Source organism: Mesorhizobium sp., assembly GCF_004962245.1.
In the GTDB taxonomy this organism is placed as follows: Bacteria; Pseudomonadota; Alphaproteobacteria; order Rhizobiales; family Rhizobiaceae; genus Mesorhizobium.
The window spans coordinates 41,295-57,744 of sequence record NZ_SUHQ01000029.1 but is presented as its reverse complement, the minus strand read 5'-3'; the positions used below and the strand labels follow the sequence as shown (position 1 = coordinate 57,744).

The following is a 16,450-nucleotide window of genomic DNA, read 5'->3' as shown; positions in this document are numbered from 1 at the left end:
GGCCGGTTGCCTGTTTCGCCGTCGACACGACCTGATCCGGCGCCCTGCCCGCACGGCGGACAGGGCGATTTGGGATTCTACTTCTTCAGGTCGGCGGAGGTTTTCATGCACTTTTCCGGCGGCTGGAGCGCATTGACGGCGTCCCATTTGATCGTGCGGACAGTGCCGTCGTAATCGTAGTACTTCTTCCAGTCGTCGCCGTTCATCGGCGCGGTCGGGCTGACGATGTGCTCGGGCACCTCTTCGCCGTTGAACAGCTTCACTGCGGCATCGATAGCGGTGTGGCCTTCCTTTTCCGGGAACATCGCGGCTTCGATGCGGTAGGAGGGTTCGTTCTGTATCGCATTGATGAAGGCAAGGCCTTCGCCGCCCGTGCCGACCGTCAACAAATTATCCTGCGACTTGCCGGCCGCCTTCCAGGCCTGCAGGCCGCCAAGCGAAGAGGAATCGTTGATGCCATAGATGATGTTGATGTCGGCGTTCTTGGCAAGCGCCGCCGAAGACACTTCGAGCGCGCGGTCGGGATTGCCGCCGCCGTCGAGATCGTGGACCATGACCGCGTCGGGGATGATGGTCTTCAGGCCGTCCATGAAGCCTTGCGAACGCAGGACGGTGGCAGACAGGAGCGGCAGGCCGACATTCATCACCTGGGCTTTGCCGCCGAGCTTTTCCTTGGCGTATTTGCCTGCTTCGACGCCAGCCGTATAGCCGGTATCATAGTCGCAGATCGCGACCATGGTCGTCATGCCCTTGACCGGGTTGCCTTCCAGAACGACCGGGACGTCGTTGGATTTCGCCTGGCGCAGCAGCGGAACGACGCCCTCTTCGTTGACAGGCGTGACGATCAGCACGTCAACGCCTTTGGCCATAAAGTCTTCCGCGGCAGAAACCTGCTTGGCGATGTCGAGATTGGCGTCCTGCACCTCGAGCTCGATGCCGAGTTCCTTGGCGCGGGCCTGCATGCCCTTGATGACGTTCTGATACCACTCATGGGTGGCGTAGTTGGTGACATAGCCGATGCGCTTTGGCATATTTTCGGCCTGCGCGGCAGCAGTGCTCAGAGCCAGCGCGGCCGCTGAGGAAAGCAGGATTGACTTGGACCAGTTCATCTTCTTCTCCCTATTTATCATCTTGTTAGTTGCTGAACGGATAGTCCCGCCGTTCCGGGTCGGCACGTGACGAGGCGGTGGCTTCACCCGCCCCCAGCGCCGCCGATATTGTCTCGGCGGCCGCCTTCGCCCGCTCGAAGACGGTTTCGCGGTCGAAACGCGCGGCTTTCTGCGGCAGGAACGGGACGGTCAGCGCCGCAATGACCGCACCGGTGTGATCGCGCACCGGCAGTGAGACGTTGGTGCAGGCCTCGACGGCCAGGGAGGCGCGCATCTCGTAGCCGAGCCTTGCAGCTTCGTTCAGCCGCGCTTCGATTTCGGCCCGCGTGCCCTGTCCTTCGCCTGCAGCCACGATCCGCTCGACGATGCGCTCACGCTCGGCCTGGTTCGAATGCGCGAGCAGCACCGCGCCGGAGCTCGTTTCGAGGATCGGAAAATGCGAGCCGAGCGCGACCGAGTAGCGCATCGGCAAAGGCGAATCGATCTGCAACACCACCAGTGCGCTTTCGCCTTCGCGAACGACCAGATGACAGCTTTGATCGGTATTGGCGGAGAGCTCGCGCATCACCGGCAGCGCGCATTCGACCAGCCGGTTCACCGGCGGATGCAAATGCGCCAGCTCGAACAGCTTCAGCGAGAGGCGGAAGCGGTCGGATTGCGTCCGGAAGATGTAGCCGCGCTTTTCCAGCAGAAGCAGGATACGGTATATCTCATGGATGGAGCGCCCCAGGCCGGTGGCGATCTCGGTCTGGGTCAGCGGCTCGGCGCTGGACGCCATGAACTCGAGGACATCGAGCGCCTTTTCCACCGCCGGCACCCGATAGCCGTTGCGGCCGCTTTCGCCTTCATCACCGATCTGGGCTACGTCGGCGGCCATTATGCGACGCTCCGTTCCGGTTGGCCTTGCCTGGTCTCGCGATACAGCCGGTTAAGCCGGTCTGCCAGTTCCGTTGCCGGCATGTCGCCGGCGATGGCGGCCGCCGCATGCGGGGCGCATTCGCGAAAAAAGGTGATGAAGCCCGGATGCGTCGGGCGCAGGTAGGACGCCTCGATCGTCGCGAGTGTCGAGCTGAAGAAATTGCCGGAAAAATCGTTAACCTCGGCGTCCTTCCATGCTGCCAGCGATCCCGGCTGTCCGCCTGACTTCACGTAGTCGCCGCGCTGATAGCCGGGCGAGCATAGAAAAAGCGCGTAATCGATGGCGACCTGTTTGTGTTTCGACTGGGCGCTGACGCCGATGCCGGCACCACCGAGCAAGGCGCCGGCGAATCGCGGGGTCGGCACGTCGGCGAAGCGAAGATACGGCCTGTCGGCCTTCGAGGCGTAGTTCACATAGCCGAAGGCGAACGGCACATAGACCACATCGTCATGCGCGATCATGTGGTCGTAACAGCGGATCGGATTCCATTTCGACGAGTTCGGATGCGACAGCTCGGCAAGCTGGCGCAGCTGCGCGACAGCCTGCTGGACCTTCTCCCTTGCAATAAACTCCTCGCCGTTCTCCTGCGGATCGCCGAGTGTCAGGAGCAGGCACATGGCGTCCGTCGGCACGAACGGCAGGCCAAGCCACTTGCCGTCCCTGCGCACGCGCCGGCCAAGCTCCAGCACCTCTTCATGCGTACTGGGCACCGCTGCGTAGCGCTCCAGGAGATCCGGGCGATATGAAGCGATCTGGCAGGCGGCATCGATCGGCAGTGCCCACTGGCGCCCGTTCCTTGCGTAGGATCGCCAGGATGCGCCGACCGAATCGTGCTCGAACAAGCGGCGCTGCTCCAGCGACAGATGGCCGTCGAACGGCACCATCAGCTCACCATCGGCGATGTCGCCGATAAAGGGATGATCGAACACGATCAGATCGTAGGTTCCGAGCACGGGACCAAGCGCGCCCTCACCGAACTCGTAGAGGCTGCGGCGGTCCCATTCGATTTCCAGACCGGGATTGCCGGCACAGTACGTCTCGCTGCTGGCGTCGAGCGGACCCCAGCAGCGTCGATGATCCCATGCCAGACCGCGCAGTCTTGTCATTCGTAAAAATACCTCCCGAACCTACCATGCGCCGGGTCGGCCGATTAGTAGCAGGTATTTTTACCTGGACAAGTAGTTTTTACATACGAAAATCCTAACTTCTTGTTCCCGCTCGGCGATCCTCAGGCCAGCCCAAAACGCTCCACGGCGCGCATAATGCCGCGTAACTCGGCGAGGCCTTTCAGGCGGCCGATCAACGAGTAGCCAGGATTGATCCTGGTCTTGCCGATATCGTCGGCGAGCAGATGGCCATGATCGGGACGCATGGGAATCCGCCAGTCGGCACGACCTTCCTTGCGGCGACGCGTCTCTTCCTGCATCAAAGCGAGGATGACATGCGCCATGTCGGTGCCGCCCTCCAGATGCTCGGCTTCATAGAAGGAGCCGTCATCCTCGATGGTTACATTGCGCAGATGGACGAAATGGATCTGGTCGGCGAATTCCTTGACCATGCCGACAATGTCGTTGTCTGCGCGCGTACCATACGAGCCGGTGCAGAATGTCAGGCCGTTCGCCGGACTGTCGACGGCGTTGAGGATGAAACGCGCGTCCTCGGCGGTCGAAACGATCCGTGGCAAGCCATAGAGCGAGAATGGCGGGTCGTCGGGATGGATGCACATGCGCGCGCCGACTTCTTCGGCGACCGGAATGATCTCCTTCAGGAACCAGGCAAGGTTTTCTCGCAGTTCCGCCGGCCTGATCGCATCGTAATCGGCCAGCGCCTCCTTCATCGTCTCGCGATTGTAGCTGCGCTCGGTCGCCGGCAGGCCCGCGATGAGATTGCGTTCGATCCTGTCGATCTGCTCGTCGTTCAGCGCCTTGAAACGCAATTCCGCTTCCGCGATACGTGCCGCGCTGTAGCTGGCCTCGGCATTCCTGCGCTTCAGGACGAACAGGTCGTATGCGGCAAAATCGATCGCATCGAAACGCAGGGCGTAGCCTGTCGTTGGAAGTCGATAGGCAAGATCGGTGCGGGTCCAGTCGACCACAGGCATGAAGTTGTAGCAGATGGTCTTTATGCCGGCCTTCGCCAGCGCGCGGATGGTATCCTTGTACCAGCCCGAATAACGTTGCCTTTCCGCCGAGCCGATCTTGATCGAATTGTGAACGGGAATGCTCTCCACAACAGACCACGTCAGCCCTTCGGCCTCGATGATCCGCTTGCGCTCCAGTATGCTGTCGAGCGGCCAGGCGCGCCCGTCATAGATGTCGTGCAGGGCCGTCACCACGCCCGTCGCGCCTGCCTGTTTGACATGATCGAGCGTTACCGGATCGTCCGGTCCATACCATCGCCAACATTGTTCCATCGAGGCTTTCCCTTGCAATAAGACAGAACCGTATTGTTGGGCCACAACGGAAGTCAAACTAAAACTGGGAGCGCGCCGCCCATGAAACCACCAGGGTTTTAGGCCAGATCGGTTGCCTTTGCTGGGCTCAACGCTATGCTGGTCCAACAATTAGATGAAGGATCCGCCATTTTGGAGAGCTCTCAAGCTGCGCGCGAGAATGCCGCCGGACGGCGCATCGGCGGCAGGTCCGCAGTCGACATGACGGCCGGGCAGATCCTCGATCTGATCCGCGTACGGCAACTCAGCGTCGGCGACGTGCTGCCGACCGAACGTGAGCTCAGCGAGCTTGTCGGCGCCAGCCGCAATACCGTGCGCGAGGCGTTGCGCACGATCCGCACCTACGGCCTTATCGAGCCGAAGCCCCGCGTCGGTGCCGTCCTGGCCGATGGGCAGAGCACGGCCATCCGGAATTTCTTCGCGGCGCATATGGATATCTCGCGCTCGTCCTTCGCCGACATACAGGGGTTCAGGCGCATCATCGAGGTCGGCATCGGCGATCATATCGTCCTGCATGCCTCGAATGAACAGATCGAGGCACTCGATGAGATCAACGGCCAGATCGTTGCGAGCCGCTCGATCGAGGAGGCGGCCGAGAACGATTTCAATTTTCACAAGGCATTGATCGAGCTGTCGGGCAATCGCATGCTGGCAGACATGTACTCCTTCCTTTCCCCCGTGATCCTGCGGATCATGACCATCGGAAAGGAAATGCGCCCGGTGCTTGACGATACAAGGCGCGCTCACGGCGAGATCGTCGCGGCGTTGCGCTCGCGCGACAGGGTGGCCTATGCCTACCTGGTGAGCCGCCATCTCGATTTCGCCCTGCGGTTCCTGCCGGAAGAGCCGGCGTCCGACAGCCAGTGAGGGAGTTTCCGCAATGCAGGATTTCGACGGCAAGATCGCTCTGGTGACAGGGACGACCGGGATCGGCCTGGCAACCGCCAGACGTCTCGCGGCAGACGGCGCGGCGATCATCGCCTGCGGCATCGACCGCGCGGCCAATGCGGCGATGAAAGCGGAACTGGAAAGCTCCGGCGCCGAGGCGCTGGTCATGGCCGTCGACGTCTCCGTGCAGGATCAGGTTCGAGACGCGGTCGCGGCCGGTGTCGAGCGCTTCGGCGGCCTCGATATCATCGTCAATTCCGCGGCAATCCATCCGTATGGAACCGCGACCAGCACCGATTTCGACACCTGGAACCAGACGATGTCCGTCAATGTCGGCTCGATCTACCTGACCGCGCATTTCGGCATCCCGGAAATGATAAGGCGGGGCGGCGGGGCCATCGTCAACGTGGCTTCGGTGCAGGGCTTTGCCTGTCAGCAGAACGTCGCCGCCTATGCCACGACGAAGGGCGCCATCCACACGCTGACGCGCTCTCTGGCGCTCGACTATGCGCGCTCAGGCATCCGCGTCAATTCCGTCAGCCCGGGCTCGATCCGCTCCCCGATCCTGGAAAAGGCGGCCCGCGGAGAGAATGGCACCGATGCCGATGTCGAGGCCGCCTACAGGCGCTTCGGCGAAGCCCACCCCATCGGGCGCATCGGCGAGCCGGAGGAAGTGGCGGAGCTCATCGCCTTCCTCTGTTCGTCGAAAGCCGGGTTCTGCACCGGTGCGGACTACAAGATCGATGGCGGCCTGACTGCCGGTATCGGCGTGAAGTAGCGCCTGCGCCACGTTTGAGCGGTCTCGTGTCTATTTCAGGAATTGACGGAAGCGGCGAAGCGAAAGACCAAACAGCGCCGTTCCGATAATCAGCAGCGCCGCAAGCTGCGGCCAGACAACGTCAAGGCCCGCGCCACGGAACAGGACGGCCTGGGCCAACATGACGAAGTGCGTGTTTGGCGCGACGAACATGATGGCCTGGATGATCTCGGGCATGCTCTCACGCGGCGTGACGCCGCCGGACAGCAACTGAAGCGGAAGAAGCACCATCATCAGCAGCAGCCCGAATTGCGGCATCGAGCCCGCGATGGTCGCGAGGAATATCCCCAGACAGGTCATGGCGAATATGTCCAGCGCCGCTCCTGTCATGAACAGCAGTGCGGATCCGTTCGTGGGCACGGCGAGCAGGCCTTGCACGACAAAGCCCAGCGAGAGGCCGGAAGCCACCAGCACGACGAGACCCATCGACCAGACCTTGCTCAGCATGATTTCGAACGGCGTTACGGGCATGACCAGCAGGTGCTCGATCGTTCCATGCTCACGCTCGCGGATGAGTGCGGCGCCGGTCAGGATGATCGACAGCATTGTGATCGAATCGATCATGTCGGAGATTGCGCCAAACCAGCCTTTGTTGAGTCCGGGATTGAACCGCGCACGCAAGTCGAGAGCGACCGTTAGGGACGTCTCGGCGCGGTAGCGATTGAGAAATTCGCTCACTTCTCCCGATACGATCGACTGGACATATCCCCCGCCGGCGAAAGCCTGCGACATGCGCGTTGCATCGACATTGAGCTGGATCGTTGGCGACCTGCCGGCCAGAAGATCGCGCTGAAAGTTCGGAGGGATGTCGAGTGCGAATGTATCCGCGCCGGAATCCATGCGGCTGTCCATTTCGGGCTGCGAGATAAGCCGCGGCGCTGTGAAATAGGGAGGGTAGAACGCGGTTACGATGCGCGAGGATACCGGCGACTGGTCTTCGTCGACAATCGCGATCGGAGCACGGTTGAGGGTTTCGGGCATCGCCTTGGATGCTGTGTATATCGCCAAGGTGAAGGCATAGGCGATCAGCACGATCAGCATCGGATTCCTTGCGAGACCGCGCAGTTCCTTGAGACCAAGCTGGAGAACATTGACGAAACGCATTTCAGCGAGCCTGCTTCCTGAGAAGGACAATTCCGAGGCCCAGCAATACGGGAATGGCGATGAGGAGCGGCAAGAAGGCGCTCGACAGATCGCCAAAGCCGAGTGCCTTCGAGAAGGTACCGCGCGAGACGATGACGAAATAGGTCATCGGGTAGATCTGGCCGATGAAGGCGCCCACGCCCTCGAGCGACGAGACCGGATTGATCATGCCCGAATACTGAGATGCCGGAATCATGGTGATCAGTGCGGTTCCGAAGATCGCGGCGATCTGACTGCTCATGAAGGTCGAGAGCAGCAGCCCCATCCCCGTCGTGACAATGACATAGAGAAAGGCGGCAGCGGCGAAGGTTGCAAAACTGCCGGTGAACGGCACGCCGAAAACGAAGATGGCGAAGGCTGTCAGCAGCAGGAAGTTCAGCATCGCAAGCACGACATAGGGAATCTGCTTGCCGAGCAGGAATTCGAATCTGGTAACCGGCGTGACGTAGAAATTGATGATCGAGCCGAGTTCCTTTTCACGCACGACGCTCAGCACGGCGAGCATCGACGGTATCAACAGGAGAAGCATCGGGATCACCGCCGGCACGATGGCATCGAGGCTCCGGACATCGGGGTTGTAGCGATAGCGGATCGCCAGCTGGAAATCGGGAGCTGCTGCGGCATCGCCGTAGATTTCGCGTGCCTTCTGCGTCAGCCAGCCTGCATGCATGCCTTCGACGTAACCGAGCACGGTCTCGGCCCGCGTCGGCATGGCACCGTCGATCCATGCGCCGATCGTAACGTCGCGGCCACGCGCCAGGTTGCGTCCGAAACCGGGCGGGATTTCCATCGCCAGGCTGAGTTCGCCGTTCTCCATGCGCCGGTCGAGATCGGCGTGGTCCAAGATGGGCGCCTTCTCTATAAAATATCGCGAACCGGCGATTTGCAGCACGTAGTCACGGCTGATTGCCGTGTCGTCGTGATCGAGGACGGCGAAGGAGAGATCCTCCACATCCATGTTGATGCCGTAACCCACGACGAACATCAGGATGAGAGTGCCGACCGTGGCGAGCGTGGCACGGATCGGGTCGTGCAGAAGTTCGAGCGCCTCCCGCCGCGTATAGGCGAACATGCGCCGGGGATCGAAGAACCGCTTCAACTTGCCCGGTTTCCCTCGGGCATACGCGGCGGTGGTTGGGCTCTCCTTGTCGGCTTTCGGGAGCTCGGTCTGCCGCGTGCCGATGGCATCCTCCAGATAGCCTATGAAAGCCTCTTCCAGCGTTGCTACGGAGCGATTCTGGACGATCGCGGCCGGCGTATCGGTGACAAGAACCTTGCCCGCATGCATGAGCGAGACGCGGTCGCAACGTTCCGCCTCATTCATGAAGTGCGTCGAGACGAAGATCGTCACGTTCTGCTTGCGGGAGAGTTCGCAGAGTATTTGCCAGAACCCGTCGCGGGCGACCGGGTCCACACCGGATGTCGGCTCGTCGAGGATCAGGATATCGGGGGAATGGATCATCGCCACCGCGAGCGACAGGCGCTGCCGGATGCCGAGCGGCAGGGCATCGGGAAGCGTGTCCATATCGCCGACGAGACCGAAGCGCTTCGCCACGTCCTCGACCCTTTGCGGGATGGCGGCTGCATCCATGCCGAAAAGCCGGGCGTGGAGTTCGAGGTTCTGACGTACTGTCAGCTCGGAATAAAGGGAAAATCCCTGGGACATGTAGCCGACGCGCCGCCGAACCTCGATGTCATTCGGGTCTATCTCGCGCCCGAAGAGGCGGGCCTTGCCTTCGCTTGCCTGAAGCAGCCCGGTCAGCATTTTCATGGTGGTCGTCTTGCCGCAGCCGTTCGAGCCCAGGAAGCCGAAGATCTCGCCACGCCCGATACGGAAGCTCACATCGTCGACGGCGACGAAATCACCGAAGCGCTTGGTGAGATGTTCCGCTTCGATGGCAACTTCGCCGTTGACGCCCGCGGACCGGGGCGGGATCACCACCTGTTCGTGGCCGGCCTGCTTTTCTTGCGGAAGCAGTGCGATAAAGGCAGCGTCGATGTCGGGCGCGCCAGTCCGCTCAAGCAACTCTGCCGGCGTTCCCGAGGCCAGCACGCGCCCGCCATCCATTGCGATCAGCCAGTCGAAGCGGGCTGCTTCCTCCATGTAGGCTGTAGCAACGATGACGCTCATGCCGCCACGATTGCCGCGGATTTGATCGATCAACTCCCAGAACTGACGGCGCGACAGAGGATCAACGCCGGTCGTTGGCTCGTCCAGGATGAGGAGGTCGGGATCGTGGATGAGGGCGCAGCACAGACCGAGCTTCTGCTTCATGCCGCCGGAGAGGTTGCCAGCCTGCCGATCCTCGAAGGGTGCGAGTCCCGTGCTTTGCAGAAGTTCGCCGATGCGGCGCTCCCGCTCATCCCGGTCATGCCCGAACAGACGGCCGAAGAAGTCGATATTGTCGAAGACGGACAGCGTCGGATAGAGATTCTTTCCCAAGCCTTGCGGCATGTACGCAATCCTGGGGTACGCGGTCTGCCGATGGCGGGCGTCGGCCATGTCGCCGCCAAGCACTTCGATGTGTCCTTCCTGCAGCGCCCGCGCTCCGGCGATCAAGGATAGCATGCTGGACTTTCCGACGCCGTCCGGCCCGATCAGGCCAACCATGCAGCCGGAAGGTATTTCGAGGATAACGGCGTCCAGCGACCGTGTTTTTCCATAGCTATGGCCGACCTTCTCCAGACGTGCGACGGGCTGCGGCGACAGATTTGCAACGCCCGCGGACCAAGCATTCATTGCACCAGCTTTCCCTGGAGGCTGGCCGGCCACGCGGCCTGCGGATCAAGCCGGACATAGGCAACGCCCGGCAGGCCGGTCTTGACCTGTTGGATGTATTTGCGGAGCAATTCCGGCGAGATCTGCGCCTTGATCCGGAACATCAGCTTGAGGCGTTCTTCCTCGGTCTCGACTGTCTTGGGCGTGAACTGGGCGACGGCGGCGACGTAGCTGGCCTTGGCAGGGATCAGATACTGCGGCGCTGCGTCGAGCACGATCCGGATCTCCGTGCCGATGGCCACGCGGCCTGCCTGGGCCGTCGGCAGGAAGAAGGTCATGTAGACGTCGCCGAGATCGACGAGGTTGAGCACGCGCCCGCCGGCGGACAATACCTCTCCAGGTTCTGCCACCCGGTACTGCACACGTCCATCGCGTGGAGACTTGAGCGTGGCGTCGTCAATGTCGGCGTCGATGCTCTCGATCGCGGCGTGGGCTGCGGCGACTGCCGCCTTGGCGTCGATAACCTGTGCCTTGGCAGCGCTGATGGCGGCATCGCTTGCCGCTTGCTGGGCTTGTGCCGCAGCCACCGTAGCCTTTGCGGCCTGCTCGGCTGCCCGGTCGTTGTCGAGAATCTGTTGGGAAGTGGTGTTGTTCGCGGCAAGCTGCTTGGTGCGCACCAGTGTGCGCTCCGCGGCATCCAGTTCGGCTTCACGCTGCGCGACGACGGCGGCCGCGGACGTTCTTTCGGCTTCGCGCTGCGTGACCAGGCTGTTGGCTGTCTCAACGCCAATTATAGCGCGTTGCAACTGCGCTTCGGCCTGCCGGCGCTCTGCCTCGAGCTGCGCGGTGTCCATGCGGGCAAGCACGTCGCCGGCCTTGACGAAATCGCCTTCACCGACAAGGATTTCCTTGATCCGCCCCGGCGCTTTCGTCGACACGTCGATCTCGACCGCCTCTATGCGGCCGTTCCCCCTGGCTATGCCTTCCGGCAGATCGCCATCCTTGGATTGCTGCCATGCATAGTAACCGCCCGCGCCAAGAGCGATTAGAAGGCCAACGATCGGCCACGTCCTCTGTGAGATTTTCATCATTGGCCCTTGGTACCGGTGAGCACCGTTTCGTCATGTTGATCCGCCCGGACCCAAACAGAGACCGGCTGCGACGACCTTGATCCGCGTCAATCGCGGAAAGACCCATGCCGACAGCCTGGGCCGGTTTGTCGCGCGACTTCCTGTCATGGGGCGTCGACATTCGTCTTGCCGGCACGCATCGGCCTCGTCGACTACGCTTGGCGTTTTTCATGTGCACGGCGAGCCCAATGCCTGCGTAACACGCTGTAAGTGCGCATAGTGCACTTGCAGCCGAGTCAACCGTCTGATTCCCTTGGCTACGCTGGGCTGTCCTGATTCGCTCACTGTCTAAAGTCTTGCAGTGTGCGGGGAACAAGCCTTCCACCGACCGCTGCGCTGGCGCATTCAAGGGGAGAAACGGCAAATGAACACCGCAACGAGGCCGGTAATCTCGGAGATGAGGCCCAAGATTTCCGTCATCGGCGTTGGCGGCGGTGGCGGCAACGCCGTCAACAACATGATTGCCGAAGGCCTGCAGGGCACGGAATTCATCGTCGCCAACACCGATGCCCAGGCGCTCGCCATGTCGAAGGCAACGCGGCTGATCCAATTGGGAGCGCACATCACGGAAGGCCTGGGGGCAGGATCCCTGCCCGAGGTCGGCCATGCCGCGGCCGTGGAATCGATCGACGAAATCATGGACCATCTCGCGGGAACGCATATGTGTTTCGTGACCGCGGGCATGGGAGGCGGAACGGGAACTGGTGCCGCGCCGATCATAGCGCAGGCCGCCCGGAACGCGGGAATACTGACCGTGGCCGTCGTCACCAAGCCGTTTGTCTTCGAGGGGAACCGTCGAATGCATGCGGCCGATGAGGGCATCGAGCGGCTCCGCGAAAGTGCCGATACCGTCATCGTCATTCCGAACCAGAACCTCTTCAGGATCGCCGACGCCAAGACGACGTTCGCGGACGCGTTCGCGATGGCGGATCGCGTCCTCTACGCCGGCGTCGGCTGCATTACCGATCTCATCGTCAAGGAGGGGCTGATCAATCTCGACTTTGCCGACGTGAAGTCGGTGATGCGCGACATGGGTCGCGCGATGATGGGAACTGGCGAAGCCACCGGGGAGGACCGTGCCAGGAAGGCGGCCGAAGCGGCAATCGCAAACCCGCTTCTCGACGAAGCGTCCATGATGGGCGCCAAGGGCGTCCTTGTCTCGATATCGGGCGGCACGGACATGACGCTGTTCGAGGTCGACGAAGCCGCCACCCGCATCCGAGAGGAGGTCGACGCCGATGCCGATATCATCGTCGGCGCTATCTTCGACAAGGCGCTGGCAGGAAAATTCAGGGTGTCGGTCGTTGCGACGGGATTGCGGCGGGGGCTGGAGATACCGCTGACGGCAGGGGCGGAAAACCGCATGAATTGAACGACGCCCCTCATGGCAGCGCCGACGGTAGGATTCGACTTGGAACGCCGCCGCTAGAGACTACTATCAGATAGCGGTCGCTTACCAAACCGCAATTGTTGCGACCTGCGGCTTAAGTTATCGATTTTGTCTGTGCGCCCCTTGCCGGGAATTGGAACGTCAGCCCAGCGCTCATGGCACCGGCCGCGTGAACAGGGTGCGAAACAGCTCCTCCGCACATCGCAGGCCTTCATCTGTCAGAACCACCGACTTCGCCTTGTTTGCTGGATTCGCGATCATCCCCTTCTGGTGCAAGCGATCCAGGGCATCCCAATCCAACCCCTTCCAGGCGCGCCTCTCTTCATGCAGCGTTAGCCAAAGCAGGCCCAGAACGGCATCGTCGATCTTGTCGGTGTCCATCTCCATGCAAGCAGTCTAACACGGGAAAACGGCACCTGTCCCGCTGCGTCGGCTTCGCGCCCTTGCGGCCTCTGACCTCTGATGAGGACTAAAATCAACCGGCCGGCACAGCCGAACGCAAAAACGGCCCGCACAAGGCGGGCCGTTTTTGATATTTGGTTGCGGGGACACGCAACCATACCGACAATCACTGATCGTTTCGATTTGAGAATGCTAGGCCGCACCATGTTGGGGAATTTTTGGGCCCGGAGGACGCATTAAAATTGTTGATTTCATCGAGTTTTTCGTCGGCCTAAATCAAAAATCTTCCCGTATCGTTCCGCACACTGGCGATGGTACGGAACTGGATTGGCCGGCACCAACTCCGGCGATATCTCCGTGTCGAGTATGGCGTGGAGCACCCGGGTCGTCTCCGCGCTCAACCTCGCCCGAGGCGGCGACGAAGCGAATGAGATGCTGCATCAGGGTCTTGGGAACCGACGCGATGACTTTGTAGCGGGACATGTAACTGTCGACGCGTAGGTGCACCAACCCAGCTCGGCCAAGACGCCGGTGCCGACGACGAGCCCGCCATTCTGGTTGGCGAGGCGGAACAGGTAGTCCGTACACAGCCCAGCCTGCACTTCCTTGCACCGAATTGACCATGATCAATGCCGCGCATGTGAAGCCGTCGATGATTTAATTTGGAGGCGCTTGAGATCAGGGACGGAGAAATCGGTTATGAGCAGGCCCGCGCACCCGATCGAACCTTCGAGTGATCAGATCACGAAGCTATCTTCTTCCTTTTCGAAGGTGCCAAACCTTACGGACTATGCGGGCGAGTATATGCGCTTCACCTGGCGGGATGCCTGGAGGTTGCTCGACGGCCTGCCCGGCGAAAAAGGCTATAATATTGCTCACGAGGCCGTCGATCGGCATGCTGCCGGCCCAAAGGCCGACAAGGTGGCGATCCGCTGGCTCGGCAAGTCGGGTGATCGGCGCGAATTCACCTACCGCGATCTAAGCGAAGCAACCAGCCGTTTCGCGAACGCACTAATTAACCTTGGAGTTCTACCCGGCGAGCGTGTGTTCGTCCTGATGGGCCGTCTGCCTGAGCTCTATGTAGCGGTTCTGGGAGCACTCAAGGCGCGCTGCGTAGTCTCACCGCTCTTCTCCGCATTCGGCCCCGAGCCGATTGCAACACGTGTCGAGATTGGTGACGGGCGGGTCTTGGTCACGACACTCGGACTCTACCGCCGAAAGGTGGAAAGCGTGAGGGCGAAGCTTGCTGGGCTTGCCCACGTCATTTTGGTAGGCGACGAAACATTCGAGGATGCCGGACTACATGCTTGGTCCGCGCTGATGGAGACGGCATCAGCCAGTTTTGCGATTGCCCCGACCGACCCCGAAGACATGGCGCTTCTGCATTTCACCAGCGGCACCACGGGCCGGCCAAAGGGAGCGATCCATGTGCACGGTGCGATAGCCGCGCATCATATGACTGGCATCTACGCGCTCGATCTTCACGACGATGATGTCTTCTGGTGTACCGCCGATCCCGGCTGGGTCACCGGAACCAGTTACGGCATTCTGGCGCCGCTGACGAACGGCGTGACCAGCGTCGTCGTCGAAGCTGAATTCGATGCGCAGACTTGGTATTCGGTGCTTCAGCGCGAACGTGTGAACGTTTGGTATACTGCACCGACCGCCATCCGTATGATGATGCGGCTAGGTTCAGACGTGGTGAAGAGCTACGATCTGTCGGCACTGCGCTTCATGGCAAGTGTTGGTGAACCACTAAACCCGGAGGCGGTGGTGTGGGGCCAGGAAGCGTTTGGAATACCGTTTCATGATAACTGGTGGCAGACCGAAACCGGTGGCATCATGATTGCCAATTTCGCGGCACTTCCCATCAAACCGGGCTCGATGGGTCTGCCGCTGCCTGGCATCGCAGCGGCAATCGTGCGGCGCCTGAAGAATGGCGGAGTCGACGGCATCGACACGCCCATGGTCGAAGGCGAACTCGCACTCAGGAAGGGCTGGCCGTCGATGATGCGAGGCTATCTCAATGAGGAAGAGCGCTACCGCAAATGCTTCGTCGGTGACTGGTATCTGACCGGCGATCTCGCCAAGCGTGATTCCGACGGTTATTTCTGGTTCGTAGGACGAGCCGACGATGTCATCAAGTCGGCCGGCCATCTGATCGGTCCGTTCGAGGTGGAAAGCGCTCTCATGGAGCATCCGGCAGTGGCGGAGGCCGCTGTCATCGGCATACCAGATCCGACCGTCGGCGAAGTGGTCAAGGCTTTCGTCGCTCTGAAACCAGGCCACGAGCCGAACGAAAATCTGCGCAAGGAACTGCTCGGGCATGCCCGCAAGCGGCTAGGTCCCGCCGTTTCGCCCAAACAGATCGATTTCCGCGCAAACCTGCCCAAGACGCGCTCGGGCAAGATTATGCGCCGACTGCTCCGGGCCCGCGAACTTGGGTTACCGGAAGGGGATTTGTCGACGCTCGAAAGCGATGAGAAATGAGCGAAAGGCTACACATCGACCGTCAGCACGGGCAGCAGCTTTTCAGGGATATGCTGCGCATACGCCGCTTCGAGGCCAAATGCGCCGAACTTTATCAGGCGCAGAAGATCCGTGGCTTCTTGCATCTCTATGATGGGGAGGAGGCGGTCGCAGTTGGTGTCATGCAGGCGCTCGAAGCGCACGATGCCGTCGTCGCCACCTACCGTGACCACGGCCACGCGATTGCTAGAGGCCTTGCCATGGGCTCGCTCATGGCCGAAATGTACGGAAAGGTGGAGGGTTGCAGCCGCGGTCGTGGCGGCTCGATGCACTTTTTCGATCGGGCCAGGCGCTTCTATGGCGGCAACGCCATCGTTGGCGGCGGCTTGCCGCTTTCCATCGGCATCGCGCTCGCTGACAAGGAACTTCGTCCCGGTGCAGTCACAGCCTGCTTCTTCGGTGAAGGTGCGGCCGGCGAAGGCGAATTTCACGAGAGCATGAACCTCGCCGAGTTATGGGAACTGCCCGTCATATTCGTATGCGAGAACAATCTTTACGCCATGGGCATGCCACTCGAGCTTGCGGAAGCCGAGACTGACATCTTCCGCAAGGCGCAAGCATACCGCATGCCGAGCGAGAAGGTGGACGGTATGAACCCGGTCGCGGTCGAGGCCGCATCGCTGCGGGCGGTGGAGCGGGCGCGAAGCGGAAAGGGCCCCTCCTTCCTCGAGTGTCGCACCTATCGATTCCGCGCCCATTCCATGTTCGACGCCCAGCTCTACCGCACCAAAGAGGAGATAGCCCTTTGGAAGGAGCGCGACCCGGTCCCGCGAATGCAGGCGTGGCTTGAAGAGAACCACATGCTTTCCGCGGAGGAACTCAAGCGCATCGAGGATCAAGTCGATGTCGAGATCGATGCAGCCGTCGCCTTCGCCGAGGCAGGCCAGTGGGAGAAGGTGGAGGATCTCGAACGTTTCGTGCTGATGGACGAGGTGCCCGAATGAATTCCCCT

Annotated in this window: 13 protein-coding genes and 1 pseudogene; 5 read left to right on the top strand and 9 right to left on the bottom strand. The window is 61.3% G+C overall.

The annotated features are described in order from the left end of the window. Positions 1 to 77: 77 nt before the first annotated feature. The 4 genes from E5X88_RS26260 to uxuA all read right to left on the bottom strand — a co-directional run bounded on the left by E5X88_RS26260 (position 78) and on the right by uxuA (position 4,441). Positions 78 to 1,109, bottom strand: a complete 1,032-nt coding sequence (locus E5X88_RS26260; protein WP_292166403.1) for a sugar ABC transporter substrate-binding protein — start codon at positions 1,107 to 1,109, stop codon at positions 78 to 80. Between the two features lie 25 nt (positions 1,110 to 1,134). Then, a complete protein-coding gene (locus E5X88_RS26255; protein WP_292166399.1) occupies positions 1,135 to 1,986 on the bottom strand; it encodes an IclR family transcriptional regulator in 852 nt (283 codons plus the stop codon). Then, positions 1,986 to 3,134 carry an extracellular solute-binding protein gene (locus E5X88_RS26250; protein WP_292166398.1) on the bottom strand — a complete coding sequence of 383 codons (1,149 nt, stop codon included), beginning with the start codon at positions 3,132 to 3,134 and terminating at the stop codon, positions 1,986 to 1,988. The genes E5X88_RS26255 and E5X88_RS26250 overlap by 1 nt, the downstream gene beginning before the upstream one ends. Before the next feature lie 122 nt (positions 3,135 to 3,256). Further along, the gene (gene uxuA, locus E5X88_RS26245) at positions 3,257 to 4,441 is read right to left on the bottom strand and encodes a mannonate dehydratase (protein ID WP_292166396.1); all 1,185 of its coding nucleotides are present in this window, start codon (positions 4,439 to 4,441) and stop codon (positions 3,257 to 3,259) included. Between the two features lie 171 nt (positions 4,442 to 4,612). Between uxuA and E5X88_RS26240 the strand changes: the two genes are divergently transcribed. Together E5X88_RS26240 and E5X88_RS26235 are read left to right on the top strand one after the other, a co-directional pair. Then, the gene (locus E5X88_RS26240) at positions 4,613 to 5,347 is read left to right on the top strand and encodes an FCD domain-containing protein (protein ID WP_292166395.1); all 735 of its coding nucleotides are present in this window, start codon (positions 4,613 to 4,615) and stop codon (positions 5,345 to 5,347) included. 13 nt (positions 5,348 to 5,360) lie between these two features. Further along, positions 5,361 to 6,146 carry an SDR family oxidoreductase gene (locus tag E5X88_RS26235; protein ID WP_292166393.1) on the top strand — a complete coding sequence of 262 codons (786 nt, stop codon included), beginning with the start codon at positions 5,361 to 5,363 and terminating at the stop codon, positions 6,144 to 6,146. A gap of 30 nt (positions 6,147 to 6,176) precedes the next feature. Here the strand turns inward: E5X88_RS26235 and E5X88_RS26230 are convergent, their stop codons facing one another. Genes E5X88_RS26230 through E5X88_RS26220 form a run of 3 tightly spaced genes read right to left on the bottom strand, consistent with a single transcriptional unit; the run spans position 6,177 to position 11,135 of the window. Beyond that, entirely contained in the window at positions 6,177 to 7,289 is a 1,113-nt protein-coding gene (locus tag E5X88_RS26230; RefSeq protein WP_292166391.1) for an ABC transporter permease, read from the bottom strand. Between the two features lies 1 nt (position 7,290). Then, complete coding sequence (rbbA, locus tag E5X88_RS26225) at positions 7,291 to 10,068, bottom strand: ribosome-associated ATPase/putative transporter RbbA (RefSeq protein ID WP_292166389.1); 2,778 nt, start codon at positions 10,066 to 10,068, stop codon at positions 7,291 to 7,293. Beyond that, a complete protein-coding gene (locus E5X88_RS26220) occupies positions 10,065 to 11,135 on the bottom strand; it encodes an HlyD family efflux transporter periplasmic adaptor subunit (protein WP_292166471.1) in 1,071 nt (356 codons plus the stop codon). Before E5X88_RS26220 ends, rbbA begins: the two co-directional genes overlap by 4 nt. 406 nt (positions 11,136 to 11,541) lie before the next feature. Between E5X88_RS26220 and ftsZ the strand changes: the two genes are divergently transcribed. Next, complete coding sequence (gene ftsZ / locus E5X88_RS26215; protein ID WP_292166388.1) at positions 11,542 to 12,549, top strand: cell division protein FtsZ; 1,008 nt, start codon at positions 11,542 to 11,544, stop codon at positions 12,547 to 12,549. Positions 12,550 to 12,720: 171 nt separating this feature from the next. On the opposite strand, the gene E5X88_RS26210 is transcribed toward ftsZ, so the two are convergent. Together E5X88_RS26210 and nadE are read right to left on the bottom strand one after the other, a co-directional pair. After that, positions 12,721 to 12,954 carry a DUF6429 family protein gene (locus E5X88_RS26210; protein ID WP_292166387.1) on the bottom strand — a complete coding sequence of 78 codons (234 nt, stop codon included), beginning with the start codon at positions 12,952 to 12,954 and terminating at the stop codon, positions 12,721 to 12,723. A gap of 341 nt (positions 12,955 to 13,295) precedes the next feature. Then, a pseudogene (gene nadE / locus E5X88_RS26205) lies at positions 13,296 to 13,577 on the bottom strand (NAD(+) synthase); the annotation flags it as partial. Between nadE and acsA the strand changes: the two are divergent. Both acsA and pdhA read left to right on the top strand, forming a co-directional pair. Then, positions 13,576 to 15,459, top strand: a complete 1,884-nt coding sequence (gene acsA / locus E5X88_RS26200) for an acetate--CoA ligase (protein ID WP_292166386.1) — start codon at positions 13,576 to 13,578, stop codon at positions 15,457 to 15,459. The pseudogene nadE and the gene acsA overlap by 2 nt on opposite strands. After that, positions 15,456 to 16,442, top strand: a complete 987-nt coding sequence (gene pdhA, locus E5X88_RS26195) for a pyruvate dehydrogenase (acetyl-transferring) E1 component subunit alpha (RefSeq protein WP_292166385.1) — start codon at positions 15,456 to 15,458, stop codon at positions 16,440 to 16,442. Before acsA ends, pdhA begins: the two co-directional genes overlap by 4 nt. Positions 16,443 to 16,450 lie beyond the last annotated feature (8 nt).

What these genes read in the sequence shown, in the direction of transcription:
- E5X88_RS26260 (WP_292166403.1), bottom strand. Translation starts at nt 1,109, where the DNA reads ATGAACTGGTCCAAGTCAATCCTGCTTTCCTCAGCGGCCGCGCTGGCT.
- E5X88_RS26255 (WP_292166399.1), bottom strand. Translation starts at nt 1,986, where the DNA reads ATGGCCGCCGACGTAGCCCAGATCGGTGATGAAGGCGAAAGCGGCCGC.
- E5X88_RS26250 (WP_292166398.1), bottom strand. Translation starts at nt 3,134, where the DNA reads ATGACAAGACTGCGCGGTCTGGCATGGGATCATCGACGCTGCTGGGGT.
- uxuA (WP_292166396.1), bottom strand. Translation starts at nt 4,441, where the DNA reads ATGGAACAATGTTGGCGATGGTATGGACCGGACGATCCGGTAACGCTC.
- E5X88_RS26235 (WP_292166393.1), top strand. Translation starts at nt 5,361, where the DNA reads ATGCAGGATTTCGACGGCAAGATCGCTCTGGTGACAGGGACGACCGGG.
- E5X88_RS26230 (WP_292166391.1), bottom strand. Translation starts at nt 7,289, where the DNA reads ATGCGTTTCGTCAATGTTCTCCAGCTTGGTCTCAAGGAACTGCGCGGT.
- rbbA (WP_292166389.1), bottom strand. Translation starts at nt 10,068, where the DNA reads ATGAATGCTTGGTCCGCGGGCGTTGCAAATCTGTCGCCGCAGCCCGTC.
- E5X88_RS26220 (WP_292166471.1), bottom strand. Translation starts at nt 11,135, where the DNA reads ATGAAAATCTCACAGAGGACGTGGCCGATCGTTGGCCTTCTAATCGCT.
- ftsZ (WP_292166388.1), top strand. Translation starts at nt 11,542, where the DNA reads ATGAACACCGCAACGAGGCCGGTAATCTCGGAGATGAGGCCCAAGATT.
- E5X88_RS26210 (WP_292166387.1), bottom strand. Translation starts at nt 12,954, where the DNA reads ATGGAGATGGACACCGACAAGATCGACGATGCCGTTCTGGGCCTGCTT.
- pdhA (WP_292166385.1), top strand. Translation starts at nt 15,456, where the DNA reads ATGAGCGAAAGGCTACACATCGACCGTCAGCACGGGCAGCAGCTTTTC.